Annotated in this window: 15 protein-coding genes; 5 read left to right on the top strand and 10 right to left on the bottom strand. The window is 65.5% G+C overall.

Annotated features, from left to right (window positions below; all coding sequences use genetic code 11):
• Nucleotides 1-9 precede the first annotated feature (9 nt).
• A complete protein-coding gene (locus tag NUH19_RS06945; protein WP_262315824.1) occupies nt 10-1,560 on the top strand; it encodes a UDP-N-acetylmuramoyl-L-alanyl-D-glutamate--2,6-diaminopimelate ligase in 1,551 nt (516 codons plus the stop codon).
• Nucleotides 1,561-1,675: 115 nt separating this feature from the next.
• Nucleotides 1,676-2,140 (top strand): GNAT family N-acetyltransferase, encoded by a 465-nt coding sequence (locus tag NUH19_RS06940; RefSeq protein WP_262315823.1) that lies wholly within the window; start codon nt 1,676-1,678, stop codon nt 2,138-2,140.
• Between the two features lie 120 nt (nt 2,141-2,260).
• Here NUH19_RS06940 and NUH19_RS06935 read toward each other — a convergent pair whose 3' ends face one another.
• The 9 genes from NUH19_RS06935 to NUH19_RS06895 form a co-directional block, all read right to left on the bottom strand.
• A complete protein-coding gene (locus NUH19_RS06935; RefSeq protein WP_262315822.1) occupies nt 2,261-2,668 on the bottom strand; it encodes a GtrA family protein in 408 nt (135 codons plus the stop codon).
• Nucleotides 2,661-4,406 (bottom strand): hypothetical protein, encoded by a 1,746-nt coding sequence (locus NUH19_RS06930; RefSeq protein ID WP_262315821.1) that lies wholly within the window; start codon nt 4,404-4,406, stop codon nt 2,661-2,663. Before NUH19_RS06930 ends, NUH19_RS06935 begins: the two co-directional genes overlap by 8 nt.
• A gap of 48 nt (nt 4,407-4,454) precedes the next feature.
• Nucleotides 4,455-4,835, bottom strand: a complete 381-nt coding sequence (locus NUH19_RS06925; RefSeq protein ID WP_262315820.1) for a hypothetical protein — start codon at nt 4,833-4,835, stop codon at nt 4,455-4,457.
• Nucleotides 4,836-4,838: 3 nt separating this feature from the next.
• The gene (locus NUH19_RS06920) at nt 4,839-5,786 is read right to left on the bottom strand and encodes a glycosyltransferase family 2 protein (RefSeq protein WP_262315819.1); all 948 of its coding nucleotides are present in this window, start codon (nt 5,784-5,786) and stop codon (nt 4,839-4,841) included.
• On the bottom strand, nt 5,783-6,484 hold the full coding sequence (locus NUH19_RS06915; RefSeq protein ID WP_262315818.1) for a phosphatase PAP2 family protein: 702 nt from the start codon (nt 6,482-6,484) through the stop codon (nt 5,783-5,785). The genes NUH19_RS06920 and NUH19_RS06915 overlap by 4 nt, the downstream gene beginning before the upstream one ends.
• A 188-nt stretch (nt 6,485-6,672) precedes the next feature.
• The gene (locus tag NUH19_RS06910; protein WP_262315817.1) at nt 6,673-8,037 is read right to left on the bottom strand and encodes a HAMP domain-containing sensor histidine kinase; all 1,365 of its coding nucleotides are present in this window, start codon (nt 8,035-8,037) and stop codon (nt 6,673-6,675) included.
• Nucleotides 8,034-8,735 (bottom strand): response regulator transcription factor, encoded by a 702-nt coding sequence (locus NUH19_RS06905; RefSeq protein WP_262315816.1) that lies wholly within the window; start codon nt 8,733-8,735, stop codon nt 8,034-8,036. The genes NUH19_RS06910 and NUH19_RS06905 overlap by 4 nt, the downstream gene beginning before the upstream one ends.
• Before the next feature lie 620 nt (nt 8,736-9,355).
• Complete coding sequence (locus NUH19_RS06900) at nt 9,356-10,498, bottom strand: trans-sulfuration enzyme family protein (RefSeq protein WP_262315815.1); 1,143 nt, start codon at nt 10,496-10,498, stop codon at nt 9,356-9,358.
• Between the two features lie 61 nt (nt 10,499-10,559).
• A complete protein-coding gene (locus tag NUH19_RS06895; protein ID WP_262315814.1) occupies nt 10,560-11,672 on the bottom strand; it encodes a trans-sulfuration enzyme family protein in 1,113 nt (370 codons plus the stop codon).
• Between the two features lie 564 nt (nt 11,673-12,236).
• Between NUH19_RS06895 and NUH19_RS06890 the strand changes: the two genes are divergently transcribed.
• On the top strand, nt 12,237-13,097 hold the full coding sequence (locus NUH19_RS06890; RefSeq protein ID WP_262315813.1) for an aldo/keto reductase: 861 nt from the start codon (nt 12,237-12,239) through the stop codon (nt 13,095-13,097).
• A gap of 676 nt (nt 13,098-13,773) precedes the next feature.
• Here NUH19_RS06890 and gnd read toward each other — a convergent pair.
• Nucleotides 13,774-14,670 carry a phosphogluconate dehydrogenase (NAD(+)-dependent, decarboxylating) gene (gnd, locus tag NUH19_RS06885; RefSeq protein WP_262315812.1) on the bottom strand — a complete coding sequence of 299 codons (897 nt, stop codon included), beginning with the start codon at nt 14,668-14,670 and terminating at the stop codon, nt 13,774-13,776.
• Nucleotides 14,671-14,797: 127 nt separating this feature from the next.
• On the opposite strand from gnd, the gene NUH19_RS06880 reads away from it, so the two are divergent.
• The gene (locus NUH19_RS06880; protein WP_262315811.1) at nt 14,798-15,634 is read left to right on the top strand and encodes a MurR/RpiR family transcriptional regulator; all 837 of its coding nucleotides are present in this window, start codon (nt 14,798-14,800) and stop codon (nt 15,632-15,634) included.
• Nucleotides 15,635-15,832: 198 nt separating this feature from the next.
• A complete protein-coding gene (locus tag NUH19_RS06875) occupies nt 15,833-17,281 on the top strand; it encodes a gluconokinase (RefSeq protein ID WP_262315810.1) in 1,449 nt (482 codons plus the stop codon).
• Nucleotides 17,282-17,287: the final 6 nt, after the last annotated feature.

Below are 17,287 nucleotides of genomic sequence, written 5' to 3'. Positions count from 1 at the left end.
GGAAAGACAATGTCATTATCGTTGAACGCATGCATTTTGCTACTCAAGGAGCACCACCTGCTGAAAAGCAGCGCGGTTCAAAACTCAATCGGCGTTGAGATGACGGGGATCAGCCTCGACTCGCGCAAGGTCTCCGGCCCCACGCTGTTTTTCTGCAAGGGGGCGCATTTTCGGCCGATCTACCTGTCGATGGCGCGAGACAACGGGGCGACGACCTACGTGGCCGAGAAGCCTTACGTCGAAGGCAACGGCATGAACGCGCTGATCGTCGTCAACGTCGAGAAGGCGATGGCGATTCTGGCGGCGGCGTTCTTTGATTTTCCCCAAGACGATCTGTTCGTGATCGCCTTCACCGGCACCAAGGGCAAGACCACCGGCGCCTACTTCACCCGCGGCATCCTCGAGCAGGCGCATCCCAAGCGCGTCGCCCTGTCCTCGACCATCGAGCGGGTGCTGGGCCCAAGCCCGGACCAGCGGCAAAAATCACACCTGACGACGCCCGAGTCCATCGACTTGTTCCGCGACATGCGCGAGGCGGTCGACAACGGCATGACCCACATGGTGATGGAGGTCTCAAGCCAGGCCTACCTGAAGAGCCGGGTGTTCGGTCTGACCTACGACGTCGGCGTGTTCCTGAACATCACGCCGGATCACATCGGCCCCAACGAGCACCCGGATTTTGCCAACTACCTGCACAACAAGCTGCAGCTGTTGGTCAACTCCCGCAAGGTGGTGCTGAACGCGGAGACCGAGCACTTCGATGCGGTCTACGCGGCGGCGACCACCACCACCAACCCAGACAGCATCTACCTTTACGCCAGTGCCGAGTTCAAGCCGGCCGATCCGAAGCTCGACATCGATTTTCGCTTCGAGAACCTGGAGGCCGATACCTCCGAGAGCCGCTTCAAGTTGGTGCCGGTGACCGACAAGGCGGCCGCCCTGAACCTCGGTAACACTTACGGGCTGCGGCTGATCGGTGACTTCAACGAGAGCAACGCGACGGCCGCCGCCATCGCCGCCGGCCTGGCCGGCGTCGACGCGACCAACGCGGTGCCGGGCGTCGCCAACGTGATGATTCCGGGCCGCATGGAGTTCCGCCAGGTCGCAGGCCACGGGACGGTGTTCATCGATTTTGCCCACAACTACGGCAGCCTCGCCGCCTTGTTCCACTTCATCAACAAGGAGTACCCGCAGGCCCCAATCAACTTGGTCCTCGGGGCCCCCGGTGACAAGGGCGTCTCGCGCCGCGCCGACTTCGCGCAGGTGATCAACGAAAGCGTGGCGACGGCGTACCTGACCACCGATGATCCCGGCTTCGAGGATCCGGCCGCCATCGTCGACCAGATCGACGCCGGCATCGACCACGACCACGTGACGGTTCACAAGGTGCTCGATCGCCGCACCGCCATAGAAGAAGCGCTGGCCGCGAACGCGGATGGCGCCGTGCTGGTGGTCGGCGGCAAGGGTGCCGACACCTACCAGAAGGTTCGCGGCGTCGACACGCCTTGGCCTTCCGACGTCGTGGTGGTCGACCAAAGCATCGCGGCGCTTCAGGACTGAGGCTGGCCCGACCGACCGTGCGCCGGATTCGGACCGGGCCGCGTTGGGGCGAGCGTTCGGCCGCACCGCACCGGGCTTTTGCAGCCCGACCGGCCGGCCCAAAGGAGGGACTGTGATGGCCAATGTCACACTGATACCGATGACCGAGGCGGCGTATGCGGCCTGGCTCGCCCAGGCGGTGCCGGAGTATGCCCAAGACAAAATCGCGGCCGGCACGTGGCCTGCGGCAGTCGCCTTGGCCAATGCGCAACGCGCCTTCGCCAGCCTGCTGCCGCAGGGGCTGGCCACGCCCGATGCCTTGCTGTGGACCATCACGTGCGAAGGCGTTGGCGTCGGCAGCCTGTGGGTCAGCTGGGACCAAGCACAGCGGCGCTTTTTCATCTACGACATCAAGCTGGATGCGGCCAGCCAGGACCAAGGCATCGGCACGGCGGCGCTGCGGCGTTTGGATGAGGCCGCCGCGGCTCGCGGCGTTTTGCGCATCGGCCTGCACGTATTCGGCCGCAACCACCGGGCCCGGCACGTCTACGAGAAGGCCGGCTTTGCCGTCACCGATCTGGAGATGGAAAAGCGGGTGTGACGGCGGCAACGACCGCTGGGTCAACGTGGTTCGAAACTTGAGATAAGACACGAAGGCGCCACCCCAACCGCAAACATGCGGTTGGGGTGGCGCGTTTGCTTTTGCCTAGTTTTCACTAGTTCAGCGGCTGAACAGGCGCTTGCTGAAGGCGTAGTTGAGGACGATCACGACGACCTGGTCGACCAGCTTGACCACAAGCGGCGCCGCGTGAAGCAGGCTCAGGCCGACGAAGAGAATCGCGGTGTCGACGGCCAACGACGCCCCGCGGAGGCCGAAGAAGCCCAGGGCCTCTTGCAGGACCGCCAGCGGCGCGGTGGTCGCGGAGTTGAACACCACCGTTTTGTTGGCGACGAAGGCGAAGGCGACGCTCAGCCACCACGCGGCGAGGTTGGCCCAAAACCAGGCGACCCCGAGGTGTGTGAGGGTGAAAAACAGCACGACGTTGATGCCGGTGGTGAGGCCGCCGACCACCAGGTAGCGCAGGATAGCGCCGAACTGAAAGCGCGAAAGGGTGGCATGTTTATCCATTGTGAGTCCTCCTTGCAAGGCAGGTATACACCAGGCTGGCCGCGGGGTCGGCGAAGCCGTTGGTGACCAGCGGCTTGGCACTCAGGCGCAGCTGCTGTGTGTGAACGATGTCCAGCGGCTGCCGGCGGCCGCTCAGGTTGCGAACGGTGATCCGGTAGCGGCCGGCGGCAAGCGCGTGGCGCAGCCGGAACACGGAGCCTTCCTGCCGCAAGCGCCGGCTGCGACCGGTCGCCGCGTTGGTCAGCGTGACCGTCAGCGCGGTGCCGGGGTGCCCCTGGACGGAAAAATAGTTGGCCGGCCCGTTCAGCGTCACCGCCTGGGTCGCCACGGTGCCGGGAATCAGCCACGTCGCCTTGGCCCCGTACTGCTCGGACTGCTGGCTGCGCTGGGCGGCGACCACCACCGGCGTGGCGGCGCTGCGACCGGCGCTTGCCGCCAGCAGCAGCGCGGCGGCCAGGGTGAGGGCGGCGGCCAGGGTGCCGGGCAGCCAGGCCGGGCGCGGCCGCCGCAAGTCGGCGGCAGGACGCGCGGTGGTTGGACGCTCGCCGCGGCGCGTCGCCCCCGCAAGGATTGTGCCTCGGTGGTTCTCACGCCAGAGCATTGTGCCGCGGCCGTTCTCACCCGCAAGCGTTTCGCCCCGGCGCTTTTTCCCCGCAGGCGCCTCGCCCCGGCGGCTTGCGGCCTGCCGGCGAGCGATTGTGGGGCGAGCCGGTCGCGGCAGCGCCGCCACGGCGACCAGCGCCAGCGGCACCAGCACCTGGCCGTAGCGGCCTTCAACTTCCCACAGCAGGACGTGAAAGGCCAGGTAGCCCAGCGCGGTGATCACGCAAAGCGCCGCCACCACGTCGGCTTGGCGCGTCCAGTCCGGCCGCCAGGTGAGCAGGCGGCCGGCCAGCGTCAGCCACAGCGTCAGGGTGGCAACGGTGTAGCTCAGCGCGGTGAGCGTGCGAAGGAACGCGGCGTGGCGCAGGTACCAGGCCGGCGCGGCCCGGAAGCCGCCGTTGTACCAGTCTTGGATGCTGCTGGGGTTCAGCAGCACCCCGAGCTTCACCACCCACAGGCGAATCAGGCCCCAGGGTCCGAGCCGCCGCACCCGCTGGGTGATGAGGGCGACGGCGTGGCGGTTTCGCGCCGCCTTGGTCGGCAGGGCGATGGCGGCGGCGACATCTGGGCCGGCGTAGGTGCCGCGATGCGCGGCGTTCACGCCCATCGCTAGCCAGTTGGTCACCGGCAGGGCGTAGGCGTCGTTTGCGGTGTAGCCGCTGGCTTGGCGAATGGCGGTGGTGAGCGGCGGCGTCAGTGCAAACCCCAGCACCACCAGTAGAATTGGCAGCACCAGGTGCTTTGGGCCCGACCGGTGGCCGTCCAGGGACCGGGCCGCGGTGCGGGAACCGCGTCGCCACAGCAGCCAGGCGAGAATTGCCAGTGCCGGCAGCAGGACAATTAGGTTGGGCTTGAGCAAGGCGCCGAGGGTGACGGTGCCGACCAAAAGGGTCCCGGACCGCCAGCGCCCGGCACCGGCGAGGCGCGGCCAGCGCCAGAACTGCCGCAGAATCACCAGCAGCACCAGCAGCGTCGGCAGGTCGGAGTAGGCGACCTGCAGGTAGTAGGTGTAGGCGAAAGGCGTCAGTGCGACAAAGGCAAGGGTGCCCAGCACGACGGTCGGCCGCCGGCTGAGCTGCCAGGCGGTGAGCAGGGCAAGCCCGATGAAACCATCAAGGCAAAGCAGGCTGAGCAATGGCACCGCCACGCTGGCGCCGAGGTGCAGCGCCGCCGTCAGCCGCAGCTACTGGGCCAAAAGAAACGCCAGCGGCACGTTGTTGGGATAGCGCCAAAAATACGTGGAGCCGAATCCGGACAGGCCGGCCGCTAGCCGGTCGGCCTGGGCCAGCACTCGAAACGGGTCGTGGTAAATCGTGTCGGGCAGCGCGTGTCGCACCGCCAGCTGGCCGCACAGCGCGGCGACCAGCACCAGGGCCACCACCCAGGCCAGCCGCCGGTGCGACCAGCCGGCGACCCAGGGGGCCAAAAGCCGCGCGGTGGCCACGACCAGCACCGTCAGAATCAGGCTCGCCGGACCAAGCGGCTTGATCAAAACGCTGAAGGCGGCCAGCGCCAGGCAGGCGACCAGCAGCAACGGTAGGAATGCGGGGCGAATTTTGACCATCGGCTAGTCCAGCACGGTCTGAACCGTGTAGCGAGGCCGGCCCTTGACCTCGGTCATCAGCTTGCCGATGTACTCGCCGATCACGCCCAGGCTGATCATCTGAACGCCGCCGACGAACCACAAGGACACCATCAGAGACGACCAGCCGTGAACGGTCAGCCCCAGTAGCTTCATCACGACGGCGTAGGTGACCATGCCGATCGCCAGCAGGCAAGACAGGGTGCCGAGCAGCAGGATCAGCCGCACCGGCGCGATGGTCAGGCTGGTGATGCCGTCCCAGGCGAACGCGAGCATTTTGCGCAGCGGGTACTTGGACTCGCCGGCCAGCCGCGGGGTTCGCTTGTAGGTGACCTGGGCGGTGGGGTAGCCGAGCTTGGGAATCAGGCCGCGGATGAAGATGTTGCGTTCGGGGTAGGCCAAGAAGGTGGTGACGGCGCGGCGCGACATCAGGCGAAAATCGGCGTGATCCGGCACCAGGTCAACGCCGAGCAGCCGCAGCACCTTGTAGTAGCCCTCGGCGGTGGTGCGTTTGAACCACGTGTCGGTGTCGCGGTTGTTGCGAACGCCGTAGACGATGTCGGCGCCATCCGCGTAGCGCTCGACCATCTCGGGAATCTTGTCCGGGTCGTCTTGCAGATCCGCATCGATGGTGACGACCGCGTCGGCCGTGGCGACCGCGGCCTGCATGCCGGCGATCAGGGCCGCCTGGTGCCCGAAGTTGCGGGAAAAACGCAGCCCCCGGACCCGCGAGTTTTGGCGATGCGCGTCTTCGATGATGGCCCAGGTGCGGTCGGTCGAGCCGTCGTCGACAATCAAGAGGTCGAGACGGGCGGTCGCCGGGCTTTGGGCGGCCACGGTGTCTTCGATGGCCAAGAGGCGCTGGATGGTCGAAGGCAGCACGGCCTCCTCGTTGTAAGCGGGAATCACAATCGTGAGTTTTTGCGTGTTCATGCGTGAGCCTTCCTTTCGATCAAGCGCTGCAGGCGACACTGCAGCGCCGCGGCGCCGGCGGTTGCCGCCGCGCCAAAACTTGCGGCCAGCAAGGCGCCGGCCAAGACATCCGAGGCGAAGTGGTCGCGCAGGTAGACGCGCGACGCGGCGACCAGCCCGATCCACACCAGCGCCAGCAGCAGCGCCACCAGCTGGGTCTCCTGGTCGCCAAGCTCCGGCAGGAAAATGACAAGAAGCAGAATCACCAGCAGCGTGGTGGCGAACACGTGGCCGCTGGGGAAGCTGAAGCCGGTGTCCGCCACCAGCTGGTGCGTCGGGCGTTGCCTTCCGGTCACGCCCTTGACGATCTCGGCGGCGGCCAGCCCGGCGACCTGAACGCCGGTGAACCACAGCGCCACCGCCGCGTCCCGGCGGCGCCACAGCCACCAGCCGATGATGGCGGCGACAATGAGGCAGGAAGCGGGGCTGCCGAGCACCGCCACCGCCTTGAAAAGCGCCGTGTTCAGCGGCGTGATGCCTCGGGTGGCGACGCCTCTGGCCGCCGCGTCGAGGTGGCGCAGCCAGGCGGCGTGGCTGACGACGCCAAGCGCCAGCAGGATGAACAGCACCAAAAGTGTCGCGGCCAGCCACTGGGCGAAGGCGCGGTGCGGCGATAAGGCGCGGCCTGGCGCAGCCGCCAGGGTGTTGGGTTGTGACATGTTGCGACCTCCCATCTGAATGACTCTAGGATAGGCGCCACGGTCGCTTGTTCCCACTCACGAAAACTGAGGCGAAACTCAATTTTCTTCAGCCGGCCGGCGCGAGCCGCGTGGCGGCGGGAAGCGAAGCTGAAGATTTTTCAGAAAGCCAAAAAACCACCGCCAAAAGTTTTTTGACGGTGGTTGCATCAGCCCTTGGGCAGGGTTAGAAAGAAAACGGTGCCGCGCGGCTGGTTGTCGGCGACGGCAAGCGTCGCGTGGGTCAGCTTGGCCAGCTGCGCGGCGATTGCCAGCCCAAGCCCGGTGCCGGCGACGGTGCCCCGCACGTCGGCGCTGCGGTAGAAGCGTTCGAAGACGTGTGCCTTGTCCGCCGAATCGATGCCGATGCCGCCGTCTTTGACGGCTACCACCGGCTCGCCGGCCGCGTTCGGGCTAAGCGTGACCGTAATCGGACAGTCTTTGGGCGAGTACTTGGCCGCGTTGGTTAGCAGGTTGACCAGGATCTGGTCCAGGGCCTGCGCGTTGCCTTGGGTGTGGAGGCCCGGCGTCAGGTCGGTTGCGATCGGCTGGGCGATGGTGCCGACCAGCTTTTGCACGGTGGCGGCGACCGTCGCGGTGAGGTCCAGGTCACCAAGATCCAGCGCCAGCCGGTCGGCACGAGACAGCTGCAGCAGCTCGGCAATCAGCTGCTCCATCTGGCGCGACTCTTCGGTGATGTAGCCGACGGACTTGGCCACAATCTCGGGATGCGCGACGCCGTGCCGCTCGATCAGCTGGGCGTGGCTGCGAATCGTCGCGATCGGCGTTCGCAGCTCATGCGCGGCGTTCATCACGAAGAGCTTCTGCTGGGCCTCACGCTCGGCGAGCTGGTGCAACAGCGCGTTGAAGTTGCCGGCAAGCTCCGTCACCTCGGTCGGCCGCTTGGGCACCGGCAGCTGCAGGTCGCCGGGCTCCTGGGCCCGGGCAATCGCTTGCGTGGTCTGCGACAGCGCCGTCAGCGGGTCGGTCAGCCGCTTGGTCAGCCGCCGAATGTAAAACGGCGTGAGTACCAAGGTCAGCACCAACAACACGACGGTCACCTGCACCACCAGCGTCAAAACGGCGAGCTGCGGCGCCATGTTCTGCCACAGCGTGTAGTAGATGCCCTTGGCGTGAACCATGCGGTGGTACAAGAAGCCGATTTTGGGGCGGTAGTACAGATGGGCGATTAAGGGGACCTTGACCGGGTCGACTTCCAGCACGTCGTCGGCGTTGGGCGACAGGTACTGGGTGACCTTGGCGTCCTTTCGCATGTTGTGAACGTAGACGTAGGTCTGGCTGGTGTCCAGGGTGCTGTTGCGCCGCCAAGTTTCCCAGTCGTCGTTGCCGTCGATGTCGGCCTGGCGCAGGCTTTGGCTGATGTGAGCCGTGGTGGTGCGAACCTGGGCCAACAGCTGATGGCCGACCGCCAAAATGATCGCCAGCCCCAGCGCCACCGTCACCACGGCGATCAGCTTGGTCAGGCTGCGCAGCATGATGGCGGCGCTGGACTGGTTGTGCGGCCGGCGCCTCATGCCTCTTCGACCTTGGCCGACAGCATGTAGCCGACGCCGCGAACGGTGTGGATCAGCTTGGGGCCGGAGGGGCCGGCGTCGATTTTGTTGCGGAGGTTGCGAACGTAGACGTCCAAAATGTTCGGCTGCCCCTCAAAATCCACGCCCCACACGGTGTCGAGTAGCGCCTCGCGCGAGCAGGGCTGATCGCGGTTGGCCGCCAAGGCGACCAAAAGCTCGTACTCGCGCTGGGTCAGCGGAATGATGGCACCGCCGCGGGTCACGCGCTTGGTCGCCGTCGTCACGGTGAGGTCGCCGACGCTGTACGTCGCATCGCTGTCGGACACTGGGCGGCCGTGGCGCAGCGCGACCTCGATGCGGGCCAACAGTTCCTCCATCTCGAAGGGCTTGGTGATGTAGTCGTCGGCGCCGCCGGTCAGCCCGGCCACCTTGTCGCCGATGTAGTCCCGCGCCGTCAGCATGATGATCGGAATCTGGCTGGTTTTGCGAATGCGGCGCAGCACCCCGAAGCCGTCCAGCCGCGGCAGCATCCAGTCTAAGATGATCAAGTCGAGCGTCGCGGCGTTTTGCGCCCACCGGTCCAGCGCCTCAAGGCCGTCCTTGGCCCAGATCACGGTCATGCCCTCCAGCTGAAACTCGGTGGTCAAAGAATCAGCCAGTCCGGCCTCGTCTTCCACCAATAGAATTGTCGTCGTCATTGTCTGCCTCCTGTGTGCCATTGCCAACAGTGTGGCACGGCGCCGCCAGCGTGTAAAGCCTGGCGGCGAGTCTAGCGTAGCCTGTTTTGGGAGGTAGCGCCACGCAGGGAAACTGAGCGCAATCTGAAGAAAACTCAGATGAGAACAGCCGATCGCATCGACTTGTCAGAAGTGGCGGAAAAGACTCGGCGGCTTGGACACGCAGCAAAGCGCTTAACCCTCAGCCCAATCGCGGCGATGTTGGACAAGGTACCCGTGATTCGGATAGTGCAAGAACCGTTCGTCAGCTGATGCGCCAATTGGCTGACAACGGCAAGCTGGTGATGGTTGCCACCCATGATCCGGTAATGGTAAAGATGGCAGATTTGCTGATTGAGTTGGGGTGATGTCGTTGAATCAAGGCAGACAGGCCCCGGCTGATACGTGTGACTAGTCGCAGAATTGATCCGAAACTGCACGAACGGCGCGATGCCCCCCTGCACTGCTACGGGATGGCTTCGCGCCTTTTGGTGTTTTGGGTGAGGCGTGGGTGCGACCAGCTAAAGGCACACTCGCGCACAACTTGGCGCGTCACGACAACTGGTGCGAAACGTCTATCATTGCTGCCGGTCCGGCCCGGCCTACTTCAGCTTCGCCAGCCCCTGGGCGAGGTCGGCCTGCAGGTCGCGGGGGTCCTCCAGGCCGACGGAGAAGCGCAAAAGCCCCGGGGTGATGCCGCAGGCCAGCTGCTCCGCCGGGCTCATCTCGGCGTGGCTCATCTTGGGTGGGTAGGAGAGAATCGACTCGGCGCCGCCCAGGCTGACGGAGAACTCGGGGATGGTCAGGCTCTCGGCCAGGATTCGGGCGTTGGCCTCGCTGCCGACGTCGAAGCTCAGCACTGCCCCGCCGTTGACCGCCTGCTTGGCCTGAATCGCGTGGCCGGCGTCGCCTTCAAGCCCCGGGTAGCAGACCCGCGTGACCTGCGGCTGCGCCTGCAGCCAGGTCGCCAGCGCCAGCGCCGCCTTGCTCGAGGCTGCCATGCGAACACCCAGCGTCTTGATGCCGCGCAGCAAGAGGAAGGTGTCGGTCACCCCGAGCGTCGCGCCGAACGCGTTTTGGATGAAGTAGATGCGGTCGGCCAAGGCGTCATCATTGGTGATCGCGGCGCCGGCCAAAATGTCGGAGTGGCCGGACAGGAACTTCGTGGCGGAATGCACCACGATGTCGACGCCAAGCGCCAGCGGTTTTTGCAAAACCGGCGACATGAAGGTGTTGTCGGCGATGGTCAACAGATTGTGGCGGCGGGCCAGCTCGGCGACGGCCCCGATGTCGGTGACCGCGAGGACCGGGTTGGACGGCGTCTCGATGTAAATCGCGCGGGTGTTGGGCCGAATCGCGGCCTCAACTGCGGCCAGGTCGGTCGGGTCGACGAAGGTGTGGGTGATGCCGAAGCGGTTGAGCACCTCCGTCAGGATGCGGAAGGTGCCGCCGTAGACGAACTTGGAGACCAGCAGGTGGTCGCCTTGGCTGAAAATCTCCAGGACGCTGGAAATCGCGGCCATGCCGGTGCTGAAAAGAAAGCCGTGCTTGCCGCCTTCAAGCGTCGCGACGGCGGCCTCGCCGACCTGGCGCGTCGGGTTGCCGGAGCGTGAGTAGTCGAACTCGCCGAAGTGGTCGAAGTCTGCTTGATAAAAGGTGGAACTGAGGTGAATCGGCGTGTTGACGGCGCCGCTTGCGGGGTCCTTGACCGTGGTGGCCTTGATGATGGTGGTCCAATCGTGCATGATGTGCCTCCTGTGTGAAAAATGCGTGGGTGGTTGCGTGGAATCGGTGGCGGCGCGGCTCTCAGGCCTTGGCGCCTGCGATGGCCTGGGTCAGGTCGGCCAGCAGGTCGTCTTGATCCTCTAGACCGACCGAGACGCGGATCAGCTGCGGCGTGATGCCTAGCGCCAGCCGCTGCTTTTCCGGCATGTCGTGGTGGGTCTGCACCGTCGGCACCGTGACCAGCGTCTCGACGGACCCCAGGCTCTCGGCGAACGAACAGACGCGCAGGCCGCGCAAGAAGGCGTCGACCGAGTAGCCAGTGGCCAGGTAAAAGCTGATCATGCCGCCGACCCCGGCGTAAAGCAGCTTGGCCACGCCGGGCAGCGCGGTGAGCTTGGCCGCCAGGTACTGGGCGTTGGCGGTGTGTGTACGCATCCGCACGGCCAGCGTTTTGAGCGACCGCAGCAAAAGCCACGCGTCGAACGGCGCCAGCGTCTGGCCGGTGGTGGTCAGCTGCGCCGCCAGCTGCGCCGCCAACGCCGCGTTTTGGACCACGACGGCCCCGGCCAGCAGGTCGTTGTGGCCGCCGAGGTACTTGGTGGCCGAATGCACCACGACGTCGGCGCCGAGCGTCAGCGGCCGCTGGTAGACCGGGGTCAAAAAGGTGTTATCGACGGCGATCAACACGTCGGGCCGCACCGCGTGAACGGCGGTCGCGACGGCCTGGATGTCGATGATTTTCATCGTCGGATTGGATGGCGACTCCAGCCAGATCAGCTTGGTGGTCGGGGTCAAAAGCGCGACCAGGTCGGCGACGTTTTGGCCGTTCCAGGTCCGGTAGGGGATGTTGTAGCGGTCGCGGCGCGTGTCGAAGTAGCGGAAGGTGCCACCGTACAGGTCGTCGCTTGCGATGATCGAGTCGCCGGTCTTCGTGAAGGTGCCAAAAACCAGGTCGATCGCCGCCATGCCGGAGCTGACGGCAAAGGCGTGGCTGCCGCCTTCGATCGCGGCCAGCTGGTCTTCAAGCAGCGCCCGGGTCGGCGTGGTCACCCGCGAGTAGTCGTAGCCGGTCGACTCGCCCAACCCGGGGTGGCGAAAGGCGGTGGAGAAGTATAGCGGCGGCACGATGGCGCCGGTGTTGGCGTCGTCGGTGCGGTTGGAACCCTGAATCAGTTGCGTGTCGAGTTTAGTCATGGTGTTGCCTCCAATTGTGATGTGATGGTTGAGAGAGACGAGTGGCGCCGCAGCGGCGGTTTGCGCCGGCGGGGCACCGCGGGAAGGGTAGCTTGGGTCGTCACTCGAGGCCAAGCCCGGGCCTCAAGCGCCAACCCTACGTTACCCGTCCCGCGCATTCGCCCGGCTGCGCCCTGGTACAAAAAAAGTCCCGCAGCAATAGTTCATTGCTGCGGGACGCGTTGGCGCGGTACCACCCGGTTTCGGTCGGGCGTCGCCGCCTGGCCCTCATCTCGTACGGCGCAAGCGCGATACGATAGTACGTTAACGGGTACACCCGGTCCGCGCTCGCATCGCTCACGTGGGCGCGACTCCAAGACCATTTTCACCGCCGCCGCTGACCGGTTCGCACCAATTCCGGCTCTCTGCACAGCTTGTGGGGGTTACTTATCTCTTCAACGTCGCTTATTGACTCGTATCTTAGGCCAAATGCGGCCGCGCGTCAATGATTTTTGGTCGAAGCGAGGCAAGTCTGTTACACTAATTAATGGTAAGTCACAAGTTTTCTGATAAGGAGCGAACAAAATGGCACATTTGACCAAACTGACCGACACTTACACGCTGAACAACGGCGTCGAGATTCCCATCGTGGGTTTCGGCACCTGGCAGACCCCGGACGGCGACGTCGCGCGTGACAGCGTCGCGGCCGCCATCGCCGCCGGCTACCGCCACATCGACACCGCCGCCGCATACGGCAACGAGGACAGCGTCGGCGCCGGCATCCGCCAGTCCGGCGTCAAGCGCGACGAGCTGTTCGTCACCACCAAGCTGTGGAACGGCGAGCACGGCTATGACGCGACCCACAAGGCGATTGACGCCTCTTTGACCAAGCTGGGCCTGGATTACGTCGACTTGTACCTGATTCACTGGCCGAACCCGGTCGCCTTCCGCGACCGCTGGGAGGCCACGAACGCCGAAACCTGGCGGGCGATGGAGGAGATTCTGAAGGCCGGCAAGGCGCGGGCCATCGGCGTGTCCAACTTCCGGCCCAAGCACCTCGACGCCCTGGCCAAAACCGCGACGGTGCAGCCGGCGGTTAACCAGATCTTCCTCAACCCGTCGGACCTGCAGCCGGAAGTGGTCGCCTACAACAAGGCCCACAACATCCTGAGCGAGGCCTACAGCCCGCTTGGCACCGGCAAGATTTTCGACGTGCCGGCCCTGGCCAAAATCGCGGCGCGTTACCACAAAACCGTCGCGCAGATCGTCCTGCGCTGGTCCCTGCAGCACGATTTCCTGCCGCTGCCAAAGTCCGTTCACGCGGCTCGCATCCAGGAGAATGCTCAGTTATTCGACTTTGAGCTGAGTTTCCACGACATGGAGCAGATCGACGCGCTGCGCGGCGTGGCCGGTGAGGCACTGGATCCGGACCTCGCCACCTTCTAGCACTTTGTGGTGGTTCTCACGATAAAATAGTTACGCAATGCAACCTTTTACAAACTTTTTACAATTCGTCGAGCCGTAAAACGTTTGCAATTTAGCGTGACTGGTAGTATCATGACACCGTAGCGATCGCAGCGCGGCCGGTCGATACCGCCGCCGCGCAGCACGCGGGACCCGCCTGTTTTCCTCATTCTCATCTGATGAACGTCGACCTATGTCGACCACGTCCGCGGCGTGAGTGTCTAGCGACGAAGAAATTCGCGTAAATGAAAACAGCTTAACTGGTTTGAGTCCAGAAAACGGGGCGGGTCCCGGTCCGATACAGGTATGCAACACCCCTCAAGCGTGGTGGTCTTTGCTGAGCGGACCACCGCCGTTCCGCGCTCGGCGCAAGCCAGCTTTCAACCGAGACACTGTGGGCTCGCCCGCAGTGCCTTTGTGCGTCCAACGCCAAACGGCAGCCTCCCAACGCGGGGAGGCTGCCGTTTTTTTGGTGTGGGAGACTGTTTGGGGTGAGTGAATTTCTTGTGTTCAGTGACTTTTTTGTGCGAGCGATTTTTTGGTGTGGCCGGTTCTTGTGTGGTCGCTTCTGGTGTGGCCAGCTTCTCGCATGGCGACTGTCCGGTGCAGACTGCTTCCGGTCGACCAATTTTCAGCGCGGTCTGCTTTTTGGTGCGACCTACTTCTGGTCGACGGCGTGGCCGCCGAACTCGTTGCGCAGCGCCGCGACCACTTTGCCGGTCATGGTGTCGTCTTGCTCCGAGCGGTAGCGCATCATCAGGGCGCTTGAGATCACCGGCGTCGGCACGTGGAGGCGCTGGGCCTCGGTGACGGTCCAGGCGCCTTCGCCGCTGGAGTGCATCACGCCCTTGATCTGGGTCAGGTCGGCGTCCTTAGAAAAGGCGGATTCGGCCAGCTCCATCAGCCAGCCGCGAATCACGCTGCCGTGGTTCCACATCTTGGCGACGGCGGCGTTGTCGTAGTCGAACGGACCATTGGCCAGCACGTCGAAGCCCTCGCCGATCGCCTGCATCATGCCGTATTCGATGCCGTTGTGAACCATTTTGAGGTAGTGACCGGATCCGGCGGGGCCGACGTAGAGGTAGCCGTCGGTCTGCGCGATGGCCGCAAAAATCGGCTCGATGGTCTTGAAGGTCGCCGCGTCACCACCGATCATGAAGTTGCCATCGGCCCGGGCCCCGGCCATGCCGCCGGAGGTCCCGACGTCGAAGAAGTGGATGCCCTGTTCCAAGAGTAGCGCGGCGTGGCGCAGCGAGTCTTGGTAAAAGGAGTTGCCGCCGTCGATCACGATGTCTTCGGGGTCCAGCAGCGTGGCGAGGCTGGCGATCGTCGCGTCGGTCGGCTTGCCGGCCGGTACCATCACCCAGACGATGCGCGGGGCAGGCAGCGCCGCTTTGAGCGCCTCGAGGTCGGCGCAGGCGGTGGCGCCGGCCAAGGCCGCGTCCTCGCGAGCGGCCGCGCTCAAGTCGTTGGCGGCGACGTCGATGCCGTGGTCCCTGAGGTTTTTGACCAGGTTCAATCCCATTTTGCCTAAGCCGATCATGCCGATTTTCATTGTGTGAGAAGCCTCCTTGGTTGATGCCTTAAGTGTATGTAAATTTGTTACAAAAATCAATCGAATCTGATGTAAATATTTTTCTCAAGGCGGGTCTGGTATACTAGTCTCGACTGGAGGGATTACGATGCCGGATTTCAACGCACTGCTGCAGGCCAATCGCCCGCACCTGAGCCAAAAGGAGCAGGGGTTGGGCGACTACCTGGTGCAACACGCCGCGGCGGCCAGCACGATGTCGATCTCGGCGCTGGCCCAGGTGACCGGCGTCAGCACCGCCACGCTGTCGCGCTTCGCCAAGGCGCTGGGGCTCGCCAATTTTCAGGCGCTGCGGGTCGCCTTGGCCCAGGCGCCGGCTCACCTCCCGCTGTTTGAGGAGCTCGACGCCAGCGACGCGCCGCTTGCCGTGGCGAAAAAACTGTTCGCGCTGAACCAGACCGCGCTGGCCGCCACGGCCGACCGCCTGGACGCGGCGACGCTGGAGCAGGCGACCGGCCTGATCACCGGTGCGAAGACGCTCGGGCTGTTCGGGCTGGGGGCGTCGAACCTGGTCGCGCTTGACGGCTACCACAAGTTCCTGCGAACGCCGATTGACGTGGCCTACACGATGGATTACCACATGCAGCTGATGGCGGCCACGCGTCTGGGCGAGCAAGACGCGGCGCTGGTGATTTCTCACACCGGCATCGACCTGGATGCCTTGGCCCTGGCCGAGACGCTGCAGCACAACCAGGTGCCGCTGATTGTAATCACCGGCGACGCCCGGTCGCCGCTGGCGGCCAAGGCCGACTGCCTGCTGGTCGCGGTGGCGGAGGAAACCGAGTACCGCGCCGAGGCGATGCATGCGCTGATCGCGCAGCTGTCTTTGATGGACACGCTGTTCGTGCTGGCGGCCAGCGCCACGGACACGGACTCCGCCAAGGTGCTGGACGCGATTCGCGGCACGATCGCCAAAACCCGGCGGTGATGCGCAACCCGGGGGCCACCCGGCGACGCGCAACTGGGGAGAAGTGCTACGGTGGCGCGTAACCCGGGGGAAAACTGCCCGACCACTCGGCGACGCGCGACCCGGCGGAGCCGTAACGGTCTTGCACGGTCGGCGGCGAGCGGTTTTGACCCTGATTTTGAGGCGTCACGTAGCAAGATAACGGAATGGAGCGACAACATGAGCGTGATTATCGGCGTTGACATCGGCACGACCAGCACCAAGGTGGTGGCCTTTGCCCCGGACGGCACAGTGCAGGCCCAGGCCGGCGGCGGCTACCCGCTGGAACGGCCGGTGCCAGGCGCCGCGGAGCAGGATCCGCGGCTGATTCTGGCGGCGGTGCGAGCCGGGTTGGCCCAGGTGGTGGCCCAAGTCGGCGGCCAAAACGTCGCGGCCATCAGCTTTTCCGCCGCGATGCACAGCCTGATGCTGCTGGACGCGGCCGGCCAGCCGCTCACGGCGATGATGACCTGGGCGGATAACCGTGCCGCCGCGGTCGCCGCGGCCCTGGCCAAAGCGGCGACCACGGCGGCCCGGCTGCGCCAAACCGGGGTGCCGATTCACCCGATGAGCCCCTTGGCCAAGCTGATCTGGCTGAACCAGACGCGTCCCGGCCTGGTGCAGCAGGCGGCGCAAGTCGTCGGCATCAAGGCCTTCGTCTTGCAGGCGCTGTGCGGCCGCTTGGTGGTGGATCGCTCGCTGGCCAACGCCACGGGGCTGTACGATCCGGCCACCGGCGACTGGGCCGCCGACCTGCTGGCGCTGGCCGGGGTCACCCGGGGCCAGCTGCCGGCGTTGTGCGAGCCGACCGCGGCGGTCGGGCCGCTTTTGCCTGCCGTGGCCGAGTCACTGGGGCTGGCCCCGGCCACCCCGGTGATTGCCGGGTCGTCCGATGGCCCACTGAGCAACCTCGGGCTCGGGGCGGTGGCCCCCGGGCAATACGCCGTGACCATCGGCACCTCTGGCGCGGTGCGGGTGGTGGCGCCCAAGCTGGCGCTTGATCCCGCCGGGCGGCTGTTCACCTACTACCTGGGGCCGCGGCAGTGGGTGATCGGTGGCCCGGTCAACAACGGCGGCAACGTGCTGCAGTGGCTGAACCGGACGCTGGCGCCGCAGCTGACGCTGACCGAGTTGACGGCGCTGGCCGCCACGGCACCGGCCGGCAGCCACGACCTGCTTTTTTTGCCCTACCTGGCGGGGGAACGGGCCCCGCTGTGGAACGCCGCGGCGACCGGCAGCTTCGTGGGACTGACGACGACCCACACGACCGCCGACCTGGTTCGCGCCGGCATGGAGGGCGTGATTTTCAACCTCGCCGCGGTGCTGGCGCTGCTGACGCCGCTGGCCGGGCCGGTGACGACGCTGGCGGCGGCCGGCGGCTTCGCCAAAAGCCCGCTGTGGTGCCAGATGCTGGCCGACATCACCGGCTGCGCGGTGACGGTGCCAGCCAGCGTCGAAAGCTCGGCGCTGGGGGCGGCGGTGCTTGGGGCCCAGGCGCTGGACCGGCTACCGCTGGGGCAGGCGCTGCCAACCGCCGCCACGCACCGCTTCGTGCCGAATCCCGAGGCCGTTGCGATTTACCGGCCGCTGGCGGCCGAGTTCCGGCGGCTCACCGCGGCGCTGGCCTGACGTGCA

Source organism: Lacticaseibacillus parakribbianus, assembly GCF_025490915.1.
GTDB classification, from domain to species: domain Bacteria; phylum Bacillota; class Bacilli; order Lactobacillales; family Lactobacillaceae; genus Lacticaseibacillus; species Lacticaseibacillus parakribbianus.
The sequence above is the reverse complement of the archived record's forward strand: the minus strand, read 5'-3'. Positions and strand labels throughout refer to the sequence as shown.